Consider the following 17,110-nt stretch of genomic DNA (forward strand, 5'->3'; position numbering starts at 1 on the left):
TTATGAAAAAGGGGAGAATTTACATGACAAAAAAATGGCATTATTTATTTTTTGCTTTGGTTATGACTGGTTTATTAGTCGCATGTAGTTCGAGTGATTCTGCGTCTGAAACAGATAGAGATAGTAGTAATAAAGTAGAATTACGAATGCTCTGGTGGGGTTCACAAGATAGACATGATCGCACGTTAGAAGTAATTGATTTATACATGGAAGAAAATCCGAATGTAACGATTTCTGCAGAATTTACTGGTTGGGATGGTTATTGGGAGAAGATGGCAACACAAGCTGCTGGTGGCAACTTACCTGATATCGTCCAAATGGATTATAAATATTTAGCGGAATATGCTGGGAAAGGTTTGTTAGCAGATTTAAACCCATATCTAGAAAGTGATGCGCTCGATTTAAGTGATGTAGAAGATACGTATATTGATGGTGGAATCATCGATGATAAGTTATACGCAGTGAATATTGGTGCCAACGCACATGCGATTGTGGTAGATAATGCGATGTTTGAAGAAGCAGGCATAGATCCACTAGAGCCAGGTTATACGTGGGAAGAATTGAAAGAAAAGGCAAAAGCGCTTTCTGATAACTTAGGTGATAATGTGTATGGTGTCCATCCGGGTGCAGGCGTCATGGGATTTAAACATTATTTAAGACAACATGATCAATGGTTATATAGTGAAGATGGAACAGAACTTGGTTATGATGATGATCAATTATTAGTAGATTACTTACAGATTACCGTAGATATGTTGGAATCGGGAGCAGCTGCTCCACCTGATGTGTTTATGACAGCCGGTACAAATGTGGAACAATTTCCGATTGTAAATGAAGAAACAGCGATCGTCATGGATATTCACAGTAATCAAATTACCGCCATTGAATCAGGAGCCGGAAGATCATTAGATTTAATGCTTCAGCCTAGTTTAGAAGGTGGCGAACTCGGTCATTATATTAAGCCTGGCCAATTCTTTTCTGTAGCGGAAAGTTCAGAACAACAAGAAGAAGCTGCAAAATTTATTAGTTTCTTTACTAATAGTATTGAAGCAAATGAAATATTAAATGCAGAACGAGGAGTACCAATCGCAGGAGCGGTTCGTGAACACTTAAAGGAAAATGCATCTGATGCAGGTAGAAAAATGTTTGAGTATGTAGAGTTAGCACAAGAGCACAGTCGTGAAATTGATCCACCAGATCCACAAGGTTCTACAGAAATTGAATCATTATTTGCAAATGAAGTGCAAGATCCGATTTATTATGGTGAAGTAACTCCAGAAGAAGCGGCTGAGAATTTCAGAGCGAAAGCATCTGAAATATTAGCTACAGATCAATAGTATAATAAGAAGTCATCCGATCATGAGATGACTTCTACCTTAATTGTTGGAGGTGTATACATGCCAGAGCAGGCTAATGTAGCGAAATATAACAGTAACAGTGACAAGCTGCATAAACAATGGAAGGTCGATTTGATTGGGTTTGCGTTTATTTCACCATGGTTAATTGGCTTTTTAGGCTTTATTATCGGTCCTATGCTTGCATCCTTGTATTTTTCATTTACTAATTATGATTTATTAACTGCACCTACGTGGATCGGATTAGATAACTACATAAATATGTTTACAAATGATAGTAGATTTTGGCAAGCGATAAAAGTAACATTTATCTTTGTCTTTGGTAGTGTTCCACTTAAATTAGTTTTTGCCTTATTTGTGGCGATGTTATTTAATACAAAACGTCGTGGCGTTGGGTTATATCGAACATTGTATTATGTGCCCTCTATTCTTGGAGGAAGTGTAGCGATAGCAGTAGTGTGGAAGCAATTATTTGGAGGCGATGGTGCGATTAATGATATTTTATCATTGTTTGGGATTCCTTCGATTAGTTGGGTAACAAGCCCTGACTTTGCACTTTCTACACTGATCCTTTTGGTTGTTTGGCAATTCGGCTCACCAATGCTTATTTTTTTAGCTGGTTTGAAAGCGATACCGGCAGAATTGTATGAAGCGGCAGCTGTTGATGGAGCTAGTCCATTTCACCAATTTATCAAAATAACAATTCCGATGTTATCGCCAGTTATCTTCTTTAATTTAGTGATGCAGACAATCCAAGGATTTATGGCATTTACACAAAGTTTCTTGATTACGGAAGGTGGACCAATGGATCGGACATTATTCTATGCTGTTTATTTATATGAGAAAGCTTTTGCCCATTTTGATATGGGGTATGCATCCGCATTAGCATGGATTTTATTATTAATTTGTGGCATCTTTACGGCATTTATCTTCCGTACAGCTAAAAGCTGGGTCTATTACGAATCGGAAGGAGGTAAATAAGGATGAAAAGAAATAAAAATCTCAAAACACTTATTTATCACGGATCGATTTGGGTATTAGGTCTGTTAATGATTTATCCAATATTGTGGACTATTGCGAGTTCTTTGAAACCTGAAAATGAAATATTTCGTAATGCTGCATCGTTAATCCCTTCAGAAATTAGATGGGACAATTATTTACAAGGGTGGGAAGGGTTCGGTAATCTTAGCTTTGCTACTTTTTTCATTAATTCGACTTTTGTAACTACAATGGTTGTGATCGGGACCTTATTCTCATCGACCCTAGTTGCTTTTGGGTTTGCAAGGGTGAACTTCCGATTTCGAATGCCGTTATTTGTATGTATGATTATTACGTTAATGTTACCTCAACAAGTAACGTTAATCCCTCAATATATTTTATTCCATAAACTTGGTTGGGTAAATACTTACTTACCGTTAATTGTGCCGGCATTTATTGGTGGGATTCCATTTTTTATCTTTTTAATGATTCAGTTTATCCGTGGGATCCCTCGTGAATTAGATGAAGCGGCATATATGGATGGTTGTAGTATGTTTGGGATATTTTGGCGTGTGGTCTTACCTTTAACGACACCTGCTTTAGCAACGGTTGCGATTTTTTCTTTCTATTGGACTTGGGATGATTTTATGACACCATTAGTTTATTTGAATGATACGAAACTATATACTGTTGCGTTAGGTTTGCAAATGTTTTCCGATCCTGCATCTGTATCTGCTTGGGGACCAATGTTTGCGATGTCTGTTGCCTCGATTATTCCGCAATTACTAGTATTTTTATTCTTCCAAAAATACTTAGTAGAAGGAATTACAGCAGGTGGTGTCAAAGGATAAAGTTAGGATAAATAACAGTAGAATACAGTAGCGTTGCTTGTTCCCTCAGATGATCTTGGTCTAAGAGTGTTGTTTGTACCATATTTATAGCAAAAGGTAGACCAAGATTACCGATATAGGTGCATTTCTTTAATACACAATGTGACCAACCATTCAAATAATAACTCAGGACCCCATCTGATAAACAGGTGGGGCATATTTAGCTCTTACTTTGACATTAAAGATAAATTTTTGCTAGTAATCTGGAGTAGCTTTATAAAATCATGTAATTAGGTTTTTGAACTAAAGAATCAATCTTACTTATTCGTTGTATAATTGTGTCTTTAGGAGCATTTCACATAAATTTCTTTAAGCCTTAACATTCCTCGAATCTGCTCTGAAGAGATATCTTCATATAGAAGTTGAAAAATTTGTTGTAAAGTAAATCCTAATTCTTTATACATTAAGATACGGTTTGCTGTTCTGCGGAATAATAGCGATACCTAGTGTCTGGATCAACTTTGGCATGTTTCAGCATCCCAATTGTTTAAGTATATACTTTCCAGTATAGGGGAAAGTCAACAATTTTTATCACGGTGCTAATCGTCCGTAAAATCCTTTTCTGTTGGAAGCCTTACTTTATATCAAACAAAGTCCGATTCATAAGCATGAAATTTGAAGAGGACGGAAGTTAATGAGATAGTTACTTCAATATAAAGGAAGAAGGTGTAAAACAAATGGAGTCAAATAAAGTCATTGTTGCTTTATCTGGTAGTATAAGAGATAATTCATCAACTCAAAAGTCGTTGAAAAGTCTTGGAAGCTATATACCAAACGAATTTGATTACATCATTTATGATGGTCTTCAAAAACTTCCTCATTTTAACCCGGAATTAGATGGCGAGACACCTCCTTTAGAAGTTCAATCTTTTAGAGCTCTATTAGATAAGGCAGACGGTGTGGTGATTTGTACACCAGAATATATAAAAGGTGTACCCGGCGTTCTAAAAAATGCGTTGGAATGGTTAGTATCATCAGCAAATCTATACACAAAACCTGTAGCCGTTATTACTTCCTCGGGTGGAGGGGAAAATGCACATCAAGCATTGCAACTTAATTTAAGTATGCTTAATGTCGATGTTTCTGAAGGTCGAACACTATTAATCTCAGGTGCCAATAGTAAACAAAGTGAGAACGGGGAATTTGCAAATCATGAAGTTGTTCAATCACTTAAGGACTTAATAAGTAATTTAATAGAACAGATTAAGTAAAATATTTCATCACTAGCAACAAAAAGATCGTCACTTGTGGCGTTCTTTTTCTTTGATAAAAGAAATAATCCTCGGATGAAGTGATGGCTACTATTCTTCCAAAATAGACAGGAATGTTTTTATAGATGTTATTTTTTTACAGGTAACAATCACCTTTTTTATCAGATAGAGGAAAAAGACCTATTGAATTCTTTAAGGTATAATGATAATTTTAAATAGTACATATTATCTAATTTTGAGGTGAAGAAGTGGAAAACGGTAATAATCTTGAAGAAGAAAACGTAGTAGAAAATTCTGAAACGAAAGCTTCAAACGAAGAATCTGGGGAGGAAAAGAAGAAGAGCTCTACCAATTTTGATTTTGGAGAAAGCATGAAAGAAACAAAAGGGATCTTGAAAGAAGCTATCCTGAGACCGCATAATATTGTAAGTTCAAACAGATCGATTAAACTTGAAACAAGTGTACTTATATTATTGTTTCTATCTTTTTTAATTGGTATTTGCAGTTTTATTTTCTATAAATATGCTTTTGATGGTATGCTTAGTTTCCTTGAAGATGTTGGGTTTTTATTTATTCTATCCACTATTTTTTCGTGGATTATAACGTTTGCGATCGGTTATCTTTCAGTATACTTACTGTTAATGTATTTTGGAAATCGAAAAATGGAGCACAAAGAATTATTGACTAAATACGCTATTGTAAATATTCCATTTGCATTGGTTTTCTGTTTAGTAATTCTACTTTTTGGATTTTTAATGATAGACTTGTTTGTCATTACATACGTGTTTGCATTAATGCTTTATGGAATGTTACACATTTATCTTTATCTAGTAAACATGGATAAGCCAAAGTTGGATTTATATTGGACAATGACTGTTTATCTATTATTTTTAATTGTCGTAACGTACTTACTGAATGGACTTGATTTCACATCCTTCTAAAATAAAGAGGAAAAATACAGTTATCAATCTGTTTTTGTTTATCATTTATTATTGGAAGTATTATGTTCCCATGTTGTAAATTATCAAGGAAACCGTTTAACCCCTTTGGATTAATTTGTCTAAAGGGGTTTCTTATGTTAAAAGTAAAATAAAAATGCCGTTAAAGATCCGATAATAGACGAAGTTAAAAGGGAGTGATTCATATCTCCTTTATCCAAAAGGTTTAACTATAACTTTAGAGTTATGTAACGGCTTATAAAACGAAAATCAATTAATGAAAGCTTATTTTTACTCGAACGTTATCACTTGCATTGATGTTGTAAAATAAAATAGAAATCTCTTTTACTTTTATAAGAAACAGGGAAGACCATGTAAAAAAGAAAGAAACTTTAATTTAAGTAAAAGAGACATCTCAGTGTAGGCAGCCACAGATGAAAGGGTAGATTAGGACGGTTGGAAATCTTCAGGATATAAATGTGGAAAGGGTGAATGTATGACGACTAAAGTTCGATCGGAAAAAGAAGCGCATGTGATTGAAGTACGCCAGCTAAAAATGCGTTACGGTACAGTGGACGTGTTGAAGGATGTGAATTTCTCAGTGAGACGTGGTGAAGTTCTCGCCCTTCTAGGTCCCAACGGTGCGGGAAAGACGACTACCATCGAAATTCTAGAAGGTTTCCGTATATCTTCTGGTGGGGAAGCGTTTGTCTTGGGTATTTCTCCAAAAGAAGCAGATGAATCTTGGCGAGCACAACTTGGTATTGTTATGCAGTCCTGGAGGGATCATCCGAAATGGAAAGTGCATGAATTGTTGGATCATTTGGGCAGATATTACGAGCCTTATTCTACTGCAACTCGCTTCAGACCAATGGATGCCGGTGAATTGATTGAGAAAGTCGGTCTGCAAGAACAAGCGAATCAAAAGATTAGTAGCTTGTCCGGTGGTCAACGCAGACGGCTTGACGTTGCCATTGGATTGATCGGCAACCCTGAAGTTTTGTTTCTGGATGAGCCAACTACAGGCTTCGATCCGCAAGCTCGTCGGGATTTTCATGAGGTGATCCGACGTTTGTCAAAATTAGAAGACACTACGATTTTATTGACGACTCACGATTTACATGAGGCGGAGAAACTATCCGATCGTATTCTGATTCTGGCAGATGGTAGAATCGTCGCCAATGGTAGTGCAGAGCAACTAGCTGAGCAAGTTGCCGGAACTTCAGAAGTGCGGTGGATGGTGAACAATGAACGCTTCCAACGAGAAGTACCGGATGCTCCATTGTTTGTCCAACAATTGTTTGAAGAGCATGGCGCTGCCGTTACTGACCTAGAAGTGCGCAAGGCGAGCCTGGAAGATGTCTATATCAAAATGGTTCAACAGATAAAAAATAACGGACGGTTGGACAATAAGCTGGCCAATTTTGAGGGGGAAACAGAATGAACCCTGTTCTACACGCGGCTAAACTCGGTGTATTGCGTGGCTGGATCGAGTTTAAACAAATGCTCAAAAATCCTCAAGAGTTTGGCTTCAATATTATCATGACTATTGTATTCTTGGTTGTTTTGTATTTCCAGCGTAATAAGACGATTGAAGGAAATGATATGGCATTAGCCATGTTTGCACTTCCGAGTTTGCTCGGTATGTTAGTTGTATTCGGCGGCTTTATGGGTGCTGCTACTACGTTGACATTTGAACGGGAAGATGGAACGTTACTTCGGGCGAAGGCGACACCAAATGGTATGGTCAGTTACTTGATCAGCAGAATTATTAGTGTGACGACTTTCTCCATGGTAAGTGTGATCATGCTGCTGATGCCTGGACTGTTTTTGATTAAAGGATTGGCGGATACTTCTTGGAGCGGTTGGTTGCTGCTGTTGCTTATTTTTATTATTGGCATATTGGCTACTCTTCCATGGGGAGCTGTTGTTGGCTCGTTAGTAAAAAGCACTGCTTCCTCATTTAATTTGACGATGTTGCCGTTGGGTGCCTTGACAGCAATCTCCGGTATCTTTTATCCAATTACCAGTTTGCCAGATTGGTTACAAGTCATTGGCCAAATTTTCCCGGTTTATTGGCTGGGTCTCGGCATGCGGGCGGCATTATTGCCAGAAACAGCAGTACTGGCCGAAATTGGGGAATCCTGGCGCTATTTCGAAATGTTTGGGGTGCTTGGTATTTGGACCATTGCAGGATTCCTAATCGTCCCCAAAATATTAAGACGAATGGCACGCAAAGAATCCGGATCCACCATGGAGAAGCGCAAGCAAGAAATGATGTCCCGTGGTTATTAAACAGTGTTGATGGATTTATAATAAAGTTGGTGAAGATTTCCCTTTTGGATTTCACATTGTCCAAAGGGTCTTTTTATCTGATACTATAAGTCACTTAAATGATATAATCACAAAAATCCCAGCGGGGAAGTTCCCACCAGGATTTAGATTGAAAAATGATTATTATACAAATCAAAAAATTAAAAGATTTATTTTAAGGGTTTTAATGGATCTCGAAATAATCAACGAAAGCATCCCACTCTCCGTCATCAGATGTTACAATGAGCTCAATCTCTTGCTCTCCAGTTCCATGGTTCACATTGTCTATGGTATAGACAGCAGGGTTGCTTCCGCCGAAGTAGAAAGTACCCTTCGTTTGTCCGCCAATTTTTAAGTCGACTCTGGCCATGTTGGAGTTATCAGAAGCACCACGAAGTGAAAAACTATGGGTGTCACTTGCAAAATACTGGGTGTATTTGACCGAATCATTGTTTGCGTATAAAGCGACTCCATCGAATGGCGAACTGATATTTCCGGTATACTGACCACTTTTGGTCATGTTTTCGGCTTCCACTCTCGTATTGCTGTCATTTTCATCATCACCGCCGGAACCACCATCACCACCACCAGAGTTTCCACCGATAGTAATTGTATTACTATATACATCAGCACTTCCACTGCTTTGATAGCCCTCTACCGTAAGTGCTGTTTCATACATATTACCCATATCCATCCCTAAACTTTCCCACGCATTAAAATGTTCACTAACAGATATGGTTCCGCTCGTACGTTTCGATCTTCGGACACTCCAATACTGCTGAAAAGTTGCCGTTCCTATGATGGAAGGTTCGTTGGTTCTAGTGGTCTCATAGATATCATAGGTACCACCATCAACGGTAATGGTGTCTTTTACTGTTCCACCTGGTGGACGCCAGTTGCCCCAACTCTCAACGATGTAATATTCTACGAGTGGGTCAACAGTCCATCCATAAACCGTTAAATAGGAGTTGCCATTAGGCTGATAGTTGGCTCCATAGTTTATTGATATATTTCCAATTTGCTGGTGTGTCTGTGTCTCGTCGAATTTCTTGCCTTTACGGAATAATATATTATTGACATTACTCCACTCAGCACTGAATGTACCACCACTATTGAGGGTCATACTTCCTGACCCACCGCTATCCTTCCAGAATTCATAATCGTATCCGTCATGGGTGCCAGTTTCATTACTAGTGACCGCTGCATTGACATTTATTGCAGGAATTGTAAGTGCGAAACAAACTAACATTACGAAAAAAATCTTCATACTTTTTCGTTTCAATTTGGAATTCCTCCTTTTTGCTGAAATGCAATTAGTCCTTACTATGATGCTGTGCAGCCCTTATCAGGCAAATTACTCCCTCCTTTTTGTAAGCGGTCTCTTTAACGCACTTTAATGGTACTAGAATTTTCCATTAATTTTAACCATAAAAACTATATATGATATTTAAGAAATTAAAGATTTCATAGTTTTAGTGAAGACTTTGTCATTTATCTCGTATCAATCTGTGTTTCCATTAACTTATTAACATAAAAAATATGCATACTACAAATTGAAACATCAAAATTACCACACAAACTATTTCCTGAGCTAGAAATTACAGATGTCGCAAATTCTATTCAAGAATATGTGCAACAAAAAAACTAAATATCTCACACTACCTTACTTCATATGAGCCTGTATTAATTAATAAAGAGCAAGCAGAATTGATGGGATGCAAAAAAGGTATTCCAGCTATGAAAATACAAAACCGTTGCCTACTTAAAGGTGGTGTTGTTTATGAGTATAGCGAGGTTATCGCAATTGACTATTCTTGCACTTATATTACACCTTTTAACAAAGAAAACCATTCACAGCGAAGAAGACAAAGATAATAGAAAAACCTATGATAAGGTATCATAGGTTTTTAATAATATTATGATTTATCTTCATTTTCAGCTAACATTGATAGAAATTCAGGAGGAAAGATAATCGGTTTTTCCCCATTACCATTTTGGTGATCGTCTTCTTTGAGTTGACTTACTTCCTTATGGATTCTCTCCATTCGTTCATCTAGTTCATTTGCTGTCACTGCAGCATCTCTTAAATCATCTCGTAATGATTTAGGGATAGCTTTATTATATTTATAGTAGATTTTATGCTCTAAACTTGCCCAGAAGTCCATTGCAATCGTTCTAATTTGAATTTCAGCATAAACATTTTCAACCCGGTCTGACATGAAAATGGGTATCTGTACTATCAGGTGAAGACTTTTGTATCCATTAGTCTTTGGATTTTGTATATAGTCTTTCTTTTCAATCAATGTAATATCTTTCTGTTGAGTCAGCATATCTGCTACTCTATGAATATCTGATACGAAAGAACAGTTTATTCGAATTCCGGCAATGTCACGGATGTTCTCTCGGATCACTGGCAGGTTTAAAGGCAACTTTTTCTTTTGCACTTTTTTGAAGGTGCTTTCAGGTGATTTGACACGTGATTTCACATGTTCAATCGGATTGTAATCATGAATTTGTTGAAATTCCTGTTGTAATATACTAATTTTTGTACTTACTTCTTCCACGGCAAACTTATAAGCCATCATAAATCGTACCATTTCTGTTTTCCAATGCATGACATTTTTGAGTTCTATTGAAGTATCTTCCATGTTGTGAAATCTCCCTTCTCATTCACTAACGTATCTATATTCAAGCACTATTAATTGTTTTGGTAAATTCTATTATCATAAAGTAATCAGCTCAAGTCAAAGAAAAGAATGAGGAAAAAGTGTGAAAGAACTGTGGTGTGCAGTCAAATGAATGCTATGGGAATCATTCAAATCCAATACAAAATGCATCAAGGGATGATTTTTAGAAATAATGAATTTGAAGCACGGATTGTAAAATAACCTCCATATTCAAACAGACCATATAGAATGCATTATTTCAAAATAATGGCTGATATAGAGTCGAATGATCTGATTCTGAATTTTACATACAAGAAATAATAGTTTCTCTCGAATTCTCTTATGTAAAGAGAAAATGGGGAGGAATTTTTTATGTTAAAAAGATTTAGAAATATGTTTATAGTTTGTATAATGGGGGCCCTTATGATGATTATAGCTCCTACCATTTCAGAAGCTGCGATTGGGGATCGCACACTAACTAATGGATCATCAGGATCGGATGTTGCCGAATTGCAGGATTATTTGATGACGAAAGGAGTATTCCCGTACCATACGTCGACAGGATACTACGGTGACATCACGGAGGAAGCGGTAGAGGATTTTCAACGAAAACGAAATCTGAAAGTAGATGGTATTGCTGGTCCGCAAACGAATCATGCGGCACAAGTGTTGCGAAATGGTAATATAGGAAAGCAAGTCATCCAAATTCAATACCAGTTGAAGGAGACAGGACACTACAATTCAAGTATAGATGGTATTTATGGTTCCGGTACAGTGAGTGCGATTAAGAGCTTTCAAAAACAACAAGGATTAGCAGTCGACGGAATTGCAGGACCTAATACTAGATCAGCATTGGATAGTTTAGCTGAGCGTGGTACAGCAGCTGGAAAAACATTGACGGTGGAAAGTACAGCGTATACGGCAAGTTGTGATGGTTGTTCAGGTGTGACAAAGATGGGTCTTGATCTAAAGGAATATCCTGATGCGAAAGTAATCGCTGTTGACCCTAGTGTTATTCCACTAGGATCTATTGTTAAAGTGGAAGGTTATGGAGTCGCCATTGCAGCAGATATTGGCGGTGGTATAAATGGCGATTCAATCGATTTGTTCATTCCTAACCGTGACGATGCCCTTCAATGGGGACGTAAAAACGTACGTGTGGAAATAATAGAATAGATTACAAGAGCTGACCCCTGCATTTTTGCCGCGGGTCAGCTTTTGTATCACGATACTAACCGTCAGTAAGCCCCCACTGATCATAGTTTCACTTTTATCAGGTAAGAAACAGAAACATCCACGAATTAGTATTACATATTTTAGCAAGTATCTAGCACTTCTATAATCCGTATTTTACCATAGGAAAAACAATCCATTTTATCCAAGTCTACTCTATTTAAACGATTTATTTAACAATTAGTAGGTAATAGGTTTAGTTTTTTGTAATAACTATTGTAAAAGGGTGTCTGCTATTGGCAAGATATGTAGTAGAAAGTCAACTTAGATCGAAAGGGGATTCTGGTATTGGAAACATTTCTTTTTATTTTATTCTACATATGTATATTTTTTCCGATTCTCCATCTACTTCATTGCTTGCCATGGTTTCGTGTACAGGGAGAGGATGATAGACGAAATCCCAAGTCAGAGAAAGGAGTAAGTATATTAATCCCTTGTTTCAATGAAGCGGGAATTATCAAAACGTCGGTTAATAGCATGAAATCACTAGATTACCAAAACTTTGAGGTGATTTATGTTAATGATGGTTCGTCGGATGATACGTTTCCACTTTTGTATAAAAATTTAGAGTTAGAACAATGCTGGAAAACGACACTTAATCAGTTACCGCATCAGGAAATTGAGAGTGCTTATCAGTCTAAATTATATCCTTATATCTTTGTGGTGAATAAAGTAAATGGTGGCAAAGCAGATGCATTAAATGCTGGCATTGAATGTTCGACAAAAGAATTAGTCGTAACATTGGATGCAGACACCATATTAACAGAATCTGCTCTCCATTCCATCAATAATACATTTGACGATGAAAATGTTATTGCTGCAGGTGGTATGGTGCATGTCTTGCAAGCAAAAACGTCAAATCCATTGAATAAGCTTACGCTAACGAAAGCTAATGTGCTCCTTGGTGTGCAGATGCTCGATTTTCTTAAAGCTTTTTATGTAACGAAGATATCACTAGCCCGTTTTCAGGGATTGGCAATTATATCTGGAGCCTTTGGTATTTTCAATAGGGAATTGCTCGTTAAGGTTGGCGGATACAGGTCCTCTGTAGGGGAAGACATTGATATAACGCTAAAAATTCAGCGTTATATCTCTAAAAAGAAACATGAGATGAAAAATAAAAAAATTGTCCTCATTAAGGATGCTATTAGTTATACGGAATTACCGGAAACATGGATAGATTTATTTAAGCAGAGAATCCGTTGGCAAAAGGGATATATTGATTGTCTAGTCCACTTTATGCCCTTTCTATTAAGAACTGTATTGACAAGAGCTGTTTCCTTTTTCTACATTGCAGAAACACTTGTTGTTGCAATACTAGCAGCCTATGTAACAATTGGTGTTTTCACGTACAATGCAGTCGTTAATTTTTCTACGTCATTACTTAGTTTTGTATTGATCTATTTACTTTATATTATCATATTTAATTTAGTATATGACATATTGGCAATATTACAGGTTAAACGTTATGGCTTTACTTTTCAAAAAAAGCAAGTCTTTCGATTGTTCTTAACGATTCTCTATGATGTTTTTATCCATCGCTTTGTAACCATGTATTTTGTTTTGTATGGAAGTATCGCCTATTTCTTTAATAAAGACTGGAAAAAGGTAAAACGAACCGGAAGAAACTATGAAACAGATATGGCATCAGAATATACTACAAGGATATAACATAAAAGCTGGGTGAGGATAATATGAACAAAGACAAATTAAAAAAGTTACTCGTCATAGTAATAACCGCTGTTGGTGTGCTCCTTATCACTACCGGAGGTTATGCATGGCATTCATTTACATCAACCATTACGAATATTCAGGAAGAAATTGATTATCAGGCAAATCAAATGCGTGTAAAAAATCTCGAATTGGGATCAGGTGAACCAATGAGTCTATTATTAATTGGAGTAGATGAACCTGGGTCAAATGGAGATTTTAATCAACGATCGGATACACTCATTTATGTAACCTTAAATCCAAAAACAGAAACAACACATATGGTAAGTATTCCGCGTGATACGTATACAGAAATGACAGGAGAAATTATAGATGATGAGATTCCAGATTCTCCTGCTTTAGATGGTGAAAAAGATAAGATTTCACATTCATATGCTCTAGGTGGTACTAGTATGACTGTGCAATCAGTAGAAACCTTCTTGGATGTGAGAGTGGATTATTTTGTGAAAGTGGATATGACAGGACTTGAAGATATTGTGGATGCAGTGGGTCGCATCGAAGTGGACAATAGCTTTGCATTTACATATAAAGGAGTTACTTTTGAAGAAGGTCCTAATCACTTAAATAGTGAAGAAACAAGAAAATATGTACGTATGAGAAAAGATGACCCACGAGGAGACTTTGGCCGTCAGGAAAGACAAAGACAGGTCATTCAGGCACTCATGGAAAAAGGAACAACACTACAAGGTTTAACTTCATCTATTTCTAATTTTAAAAAGATACTTACCGCAATAGAAGATAATTTTCGAACCAACCTAGATCTGGAATCTATGTGGGATATACAAGATAATTATCGTGATGCTTTAAACAATATTGTAGAACACGAAATCCCCGGAGAAGACGGAGAAATCGATGAGACGTATTACTATATGCCAGATGAAGAAAAAGTTCAGGAACTTTCTGAGGAATTGAATAAGCAGTTGGAAGAATAGTTGAAAGTTGCGTTTTATGATTCAAAAGAGAGATAAGAGCTACATTATTAGTACTCTTATTTCTCTTTTTTCTTTTGTTGTAGATAACGGGTTACTTTATTTCAATTTCCACATATTTTCATGGAATACCACTAAAAAGCATTTGCTATTAAAAATAATAATAGTGTGTTTTGATCAATCTCTTTCGAAACACGCTATTTCTTTTGCATTTTACTATTTTTCCATAAGACTATAAAACTAATTTTTCTGCAATTATATCAATCATATAAGCAATATAATCCTCTTTTCTCTAAAAGGTTATAGGTAAAAATAATCATTTTTCGACAAAATAGTTTAACGATTAGTCTTTTGTGATATTCTATCATATTAAGAAGAGGAATATTTTAGCATCTTTCCTATAGGAAAAAAGGAGGGCAACAATGAATAATAGATTATCTTCTAAACTCGTATTTATTCTTTCTTTATTTTTTCTATCATTTATATTTTTGCAACCAGTACAAGCTAGTAATTTAGAAACCTATGAAGTTAGTTCATCGACTCTTAATGTTCGAAGTGGGCCTTCTTCTGACAGTGAAATCGTAGCACAATTCGTGAACGGGAATGAGCTAGTGATTTTCCAGGAAAAATACGGATGGGTTCAAACTTACTTAGATGGAGAAGAAGTATGGGTGGCCAGACATCATTTAGTAAAAAAAGATTCTTCGAATACCGAAACTGCTAGTACAGGAACTACTAATACCGAAACAAGTAGTGATCATAAAATGGTTACTATTACATCCGAAAGCATTTTTGTTCGTTCTGGACCAGGTACTAGTCATGAAATGGTTAGCTCAGCAGTATCTGGAGATAACTTTGAGGTGACAGACAAGTCAGGTGATTGGTATCAAATTATGTTAAGTGGATCAGAAACAGGCTGGATTGCTTCGTGGTTAACTGACCAAGCTTCTCACCAAGAAGCATCTCAAGATAACAATGCTAATGCTGTATCCTCTAATTCAAAAAGCTTAGAAGGATACAATATTGTTGTTGACCCGGGACATGGTGGTACAGATCCTGGAGCAATAGGCTTCAATGGAATACAAGAAAAAGACGTTATATTACCTACTTCAACAAAGGTTATTGATCATTTACGTGATGCCGGTGCTAATGTCATTGTCACTAGAACCGGAGATAATTTTGTCTTATTAGATGATCGTGTCAGAATTAGTAATAGCTATTATACAGATGCTTTCATTAGTCTTCATTATGATTCATCTTTAAATATGTCAGCAAATGGAGTTACTACGTATTTTGCTGATATAGCTGATAAAAAAATGGGTGAATCTATACAGTCATCCATTATATCTCAAGTTAGTCTTCATGATCGGGGAGTAAGACAAGCAAACTATAAAGTGCTTGTTAATTCATCAGCTCCTTCTGTTTTACTTGAGTTAGGTTTTATATCCAATCCTCATAACCTGCCGATCGTACAAACAGAAAGCTATCAAAACAGTGTAGCAACGGGAATCACAAATGGATTAATAACATATTTTGAATAATACGAGTGGGCTGAATGAATATTCAGCCCACTTTTTTGCTGTAAGGTCCCCTTCTCCTAAATGAATTCCTTTCTCTTCCTACAAGTCAATTGTGAACTTTCCAATTTTTATCACGGTGCTAACCGTCTGTAAGACCCCCACTGATCATAGTCTCACTTTATGAACATTTAAAGATAATCAAGGGTTGTTTTTCTGAGAGTAATAGTATATACTTTTTAACTGATAATGATTATCAATATTGGTTACGGGTTTGGAGGGAAAATATGTATAAACAGAAGAATGTTTATTTTATAATCTTTTGTCTGTTGATGTCCTTGGCACTTCTAGGTGCTTGTAATACGACTGCTACTCATGAAGCCAATTCTGAAGAGGATGAGACGGAAAATGTTAGATATTACGAGAGTGAAAAGGGAACGGTTGAATTACCACTTGAACCATCAAGGGTTGTAGTTTCAGTGAGAGATTATGTCGGTGATGTATTGGCGATGGGCGTCAAACCTGTTGGAGTATCTGAAACAATGGTTTTCGATGCGCCTTATTATCAGGAACAGTTGAAAGGCGTAGAAAGCGTCGGAGAGGATACCGCAATATCCTTAGAAAAGATTACTAGTCTAAACCCTGATTTAATTATTACATATACAGAAGATTCATATGAACAATCGTCCAAAATTGCCCCGACGGTTTTGATTCCATATGGAGAACTTAATTACGAAGAACGTTTACTTGAATTCGGCAAAATATTAAATAAGGAAACGGAGGCTCAGCAAAGGTTAGAGCAGTTTCAAGAGAAAGTAAAGGATAAGAAAGTACAACTATCAGATACATTGGAACAAGATACCAAGGTAGCGATCGTTGAAATTACAGATAAAGATTTGTATGTGTTTGGAAAAACATATGGTCGCGGCGGGGAAATTTTATATAATCAATTAGAATTAGCAGCACCGAAGAAGGTAGAGGAAGTCACAGAAGCTGAGGGGTGGGCAAGTATATCCCTGGAAACCATACCAGAGTACTTAGGAGAAGCTGATTATATCTTAATGGGTGTACGAGATACTGGATCAGATAAAAAAGCTGAAATTCAATCTAGTAAATTATGGACAGAATTATCTGCTGTTAAGGAAGGAAAGGTGTATGAATATGACCTTGCATCGTTCTACTTCCAAGATGTCATAGCTCTCGATTATCAATTAGACTTACTTGTCGAATTTTTTCAATCGAATGAAAAGGTCAACTAAATCATAAGGTGCCAAAATAAATGGAATGAAGGCGGATATATTGGTTCAAATCAACCATTTTTATCACGGTGTTAACCGTCTGTAAGACCC

Annotated in this window: 15 protein-coding genes and 1 pseudogene; 14 read left to right on the forward strand and 2 right to left on the reverse strand. The window is 36.5% G+C overall.

Features of this window, described 5'->3' with window-relative positions; translation table 11 throughout:
- Positions 1 to 23: 23 nt before the first annotated feature.
- The 7 genes from BM121_RS10620 to BM121_RS10655 all read left to right on the forward strand — a co-directional run bounded on the left by BM121_RS10620 (position 24) and on the right by BM121_RS10655 (position 7,667).
- Positions 24 to 1,337 carry an ABC transporter substrate-binding protein gene (locus BM121_RS10620; protein WP_175495401.1) on the forward strand — a complete coding sequence of 438 codons (1,314 nt, stop codon included), beginning with the start codon at positions 24 to 26 and terminating at the stop codon, positions 1,335 to 1,337.
- 60 nt (positions 1,338 to 1,397) lie between these two features.
- Positions 1,398 to 2,336, forward strand: a complete 939-nt coding sequence (locus BM121_RS10625; RefSeq protein WP_091483619.1) for a carbohydrate ABC transporter permease — start codon at positions 1,398 to 1,400, stop codon at positions 2,334 to 2,336.
- A gap of 2 nt (positions 2,337 to 2,338) precedes the next feature.
- Positions 2,339 to 3,184 carry a carbohydrate ABC transporter permease gene (locus tag BM121_RS10630; protein WP_091483620.1) on the forward strand — a complete coding sequence of 282 codons (846 nt, stop codon included), beginning with the start codon at positions 2,339 to 2,341 and terminating at the stop codon, positions 3,182 to 3,184.
- Positions 3,185 to 3,900: 716 nt separating this feature from the next.
- Positions 3,901 to 4,434 carry an NADPH-dependent FMN reductase gene (locus BM121_RS10640; protein WP_091483621.1) on the forward strand — a complete coding sequence of 178 codons (534 nt, stop codon included), beginning with the start codon at positions 3,901 to 3,903 and terminating at the stop codon, positions 4,432 to 4,434.
- A gap of 248 nt (positions 4,435 to 4,682) precedes the next feature.
- Entirely contained in the window at positions 4,683 to 5,375 is a 693-nt protein-coding gene (locus BM121_RS10645; protein ID WP_091483622.1) for a hypothetical protein, read from the forward strand.
- A 493-nt stretch (positions 5,376 to 5,868) separates the two neighbouring features.
- Positions 5,869 to 6,816 carry an ABC transporter ATP-binding protein gene (locus BM121_RS10650; RefSeq protein WP_091483623.1) on the forward strand — a complete coding sequence of 316 codons (948 nt, stop codon included), beginning with the start codon at positions 5,869 to 5,871 and terminating at the stop codon, positions 6,814 to 6,816.
- Positions 6,813 to 7,667, forward strand: a complete 855-nt coding sequence (locus BM121_RS10655; RefSeq protein ID WP_091483624.1) for an ABC transporter permease — start codon at positions 6,813 to 6,815, stop codon at positions 7,665 to 7,667. The genes BM121_RS10650 and BM121_RS10655 overlap by 4 nt, the downstream gene beginning before the upstream one ends.
- 202 nt (positions 7,668 to 7,869) lie before the next feature.
- Here BM121_RS10655 and BM121_RS10660 read toward each other — a convergent pair whose 3' ends face one another.
- Positions 7,870 to 8,967, reverse strand: a complete 1,098-nt coding sequence (locus tag BM121_RS10660) for a glycoside hydrolase family 11 protein (protein ID WP_091483625.1) — start codon at positions 8,965 to 8,967, stop codon at positions 7,870 to 7,872.
- Positions 8,968 to 9,335: 368 nt separating this feature from the next.
- Here BM121_RS10660 and BM121_RS22670 point away from each other — a divergent pair.
- Both BM121_RS22670 and BM121_RS22535 read left to right on the forward strand, forming a co-directional pair.
- Positions 9,336 to 9,422, forward strand: a pseudogene (locus BM121_RS22670) (GntR family transcriptional regulator); the annotation flags it as partial.
- A gap of 43 nt (positions 9,423 to 9,465) precedes the next feature.
- A complete protein-coding gene (locus BM121_RS22535) occupies positions 9,466 to 9,588 on the forward strand; it encodes a hypothetical protein (RefSeq protein ID WP_281244817.1) in 123 nt (40 codons plus the stop codon).
- A gap of 13 nt (positions 9,589 to 9,601) precedes the next feature.
- On the opposite strand, the gene BM121_RS10670 is transcribed toward BM121_RS22535, so the two are convergent.
- On the reverse strand, positions 9,602 to 10,333 hold the full coding sequence (locus tag BM121_RS10670) for a GTP pyrophosphokinase (protein ID WP_091483626.1): 732 nt from the start codon (positions 10,331 to 10,333) through the stop codon (positions 9,602 to 9,604).
- A 441-nt stretch (positions 10,334 to 10,774) separates the two neighbouring features.
- Between BM121_RS10670 and BM121_RS10675 the strand changes: the two genes are divergently transcribed.
- The 5 genes from BM121_RS10675 (at position 10,775) to BM121_RS10695 (ending at position 17,020) form a co-directional block, all read left to right on the forward strand.
- Complete coding sequence (locus tag BM121_RS10675; RefSeq protein ID WP_245780783.1) at positions 10,775 to 11,527, forward strand: peptidoglycan-binding protein; 753 nt, start codon at positions 10,775 to 10,777, stop codon at positions 11,525 to 11,527.
- 345 nt (positions 11,528 to 11,872) lie between these two features.
- A complete protein-coding gene (locus tag BM121_RS10680; RefSeq protein WP_175495402.1) occupies positions 11,873 to 13,255 on the forward strand; it encodes a glycosyltransferase family 2 protein in 1,383 nt (460 codons plus the stop codon).
- Positions 13,256 to 13,278: 23 nt separating this feature from the next.
- Positions 13,279 to 14,247 carry an LCP family glycopolymer transferase gene (locus BM121_RS10685; RefSeq protein ID WP_091483629.1) on the forward strand — a complete coding sequence of 323 codons (969 nt, stop codon included), beginning with the start codon at positions 13,279 to 13,281 and terminating at the stop codon, positions 14,245 to 14,247.
- A gap of 419 nt (positions 14,248 to 14,666) precedes the next feature.
- Positions 14,667 to 15,785, forward strand: a complete 1,119-nt coding sequence (locus tag BM121_RS10690) for an N-acetylmuramoyl-L-alanine amidase family protein (RefSeq protein ID WP_091483630.1) — start codon at positions 14,667 to 14,669, stop codon at positions 15,783 to 15,785.
- Positions 15,786 to 16,048: 263 nt separating this feature from the next.
- Positions 16,049 to 17,020: an ABC transporter substrate-binding protein gene (locus BM121_RS10695; protein ID WP_091483631.1), complete on the forward strand. Its 972-nt coding sequence runs from the start codon at positions 16,049 to 16,051 to the stop codon at positions 17,018 to 17,020.
- The last annotated feature ends 90 nt before the right edge of the window (positions 17,021 to 17,110 follow it).

Origin of the sequence: Gracilibacillus orientalis, from assembly GCF_900114645.1 — a bacterium.
Lineage (GTDB): Bacteria > Bacillota > Bacilli > Bacillales > Amphibacillaceae > Gracilibacillus > Gracilibacillus orientalis.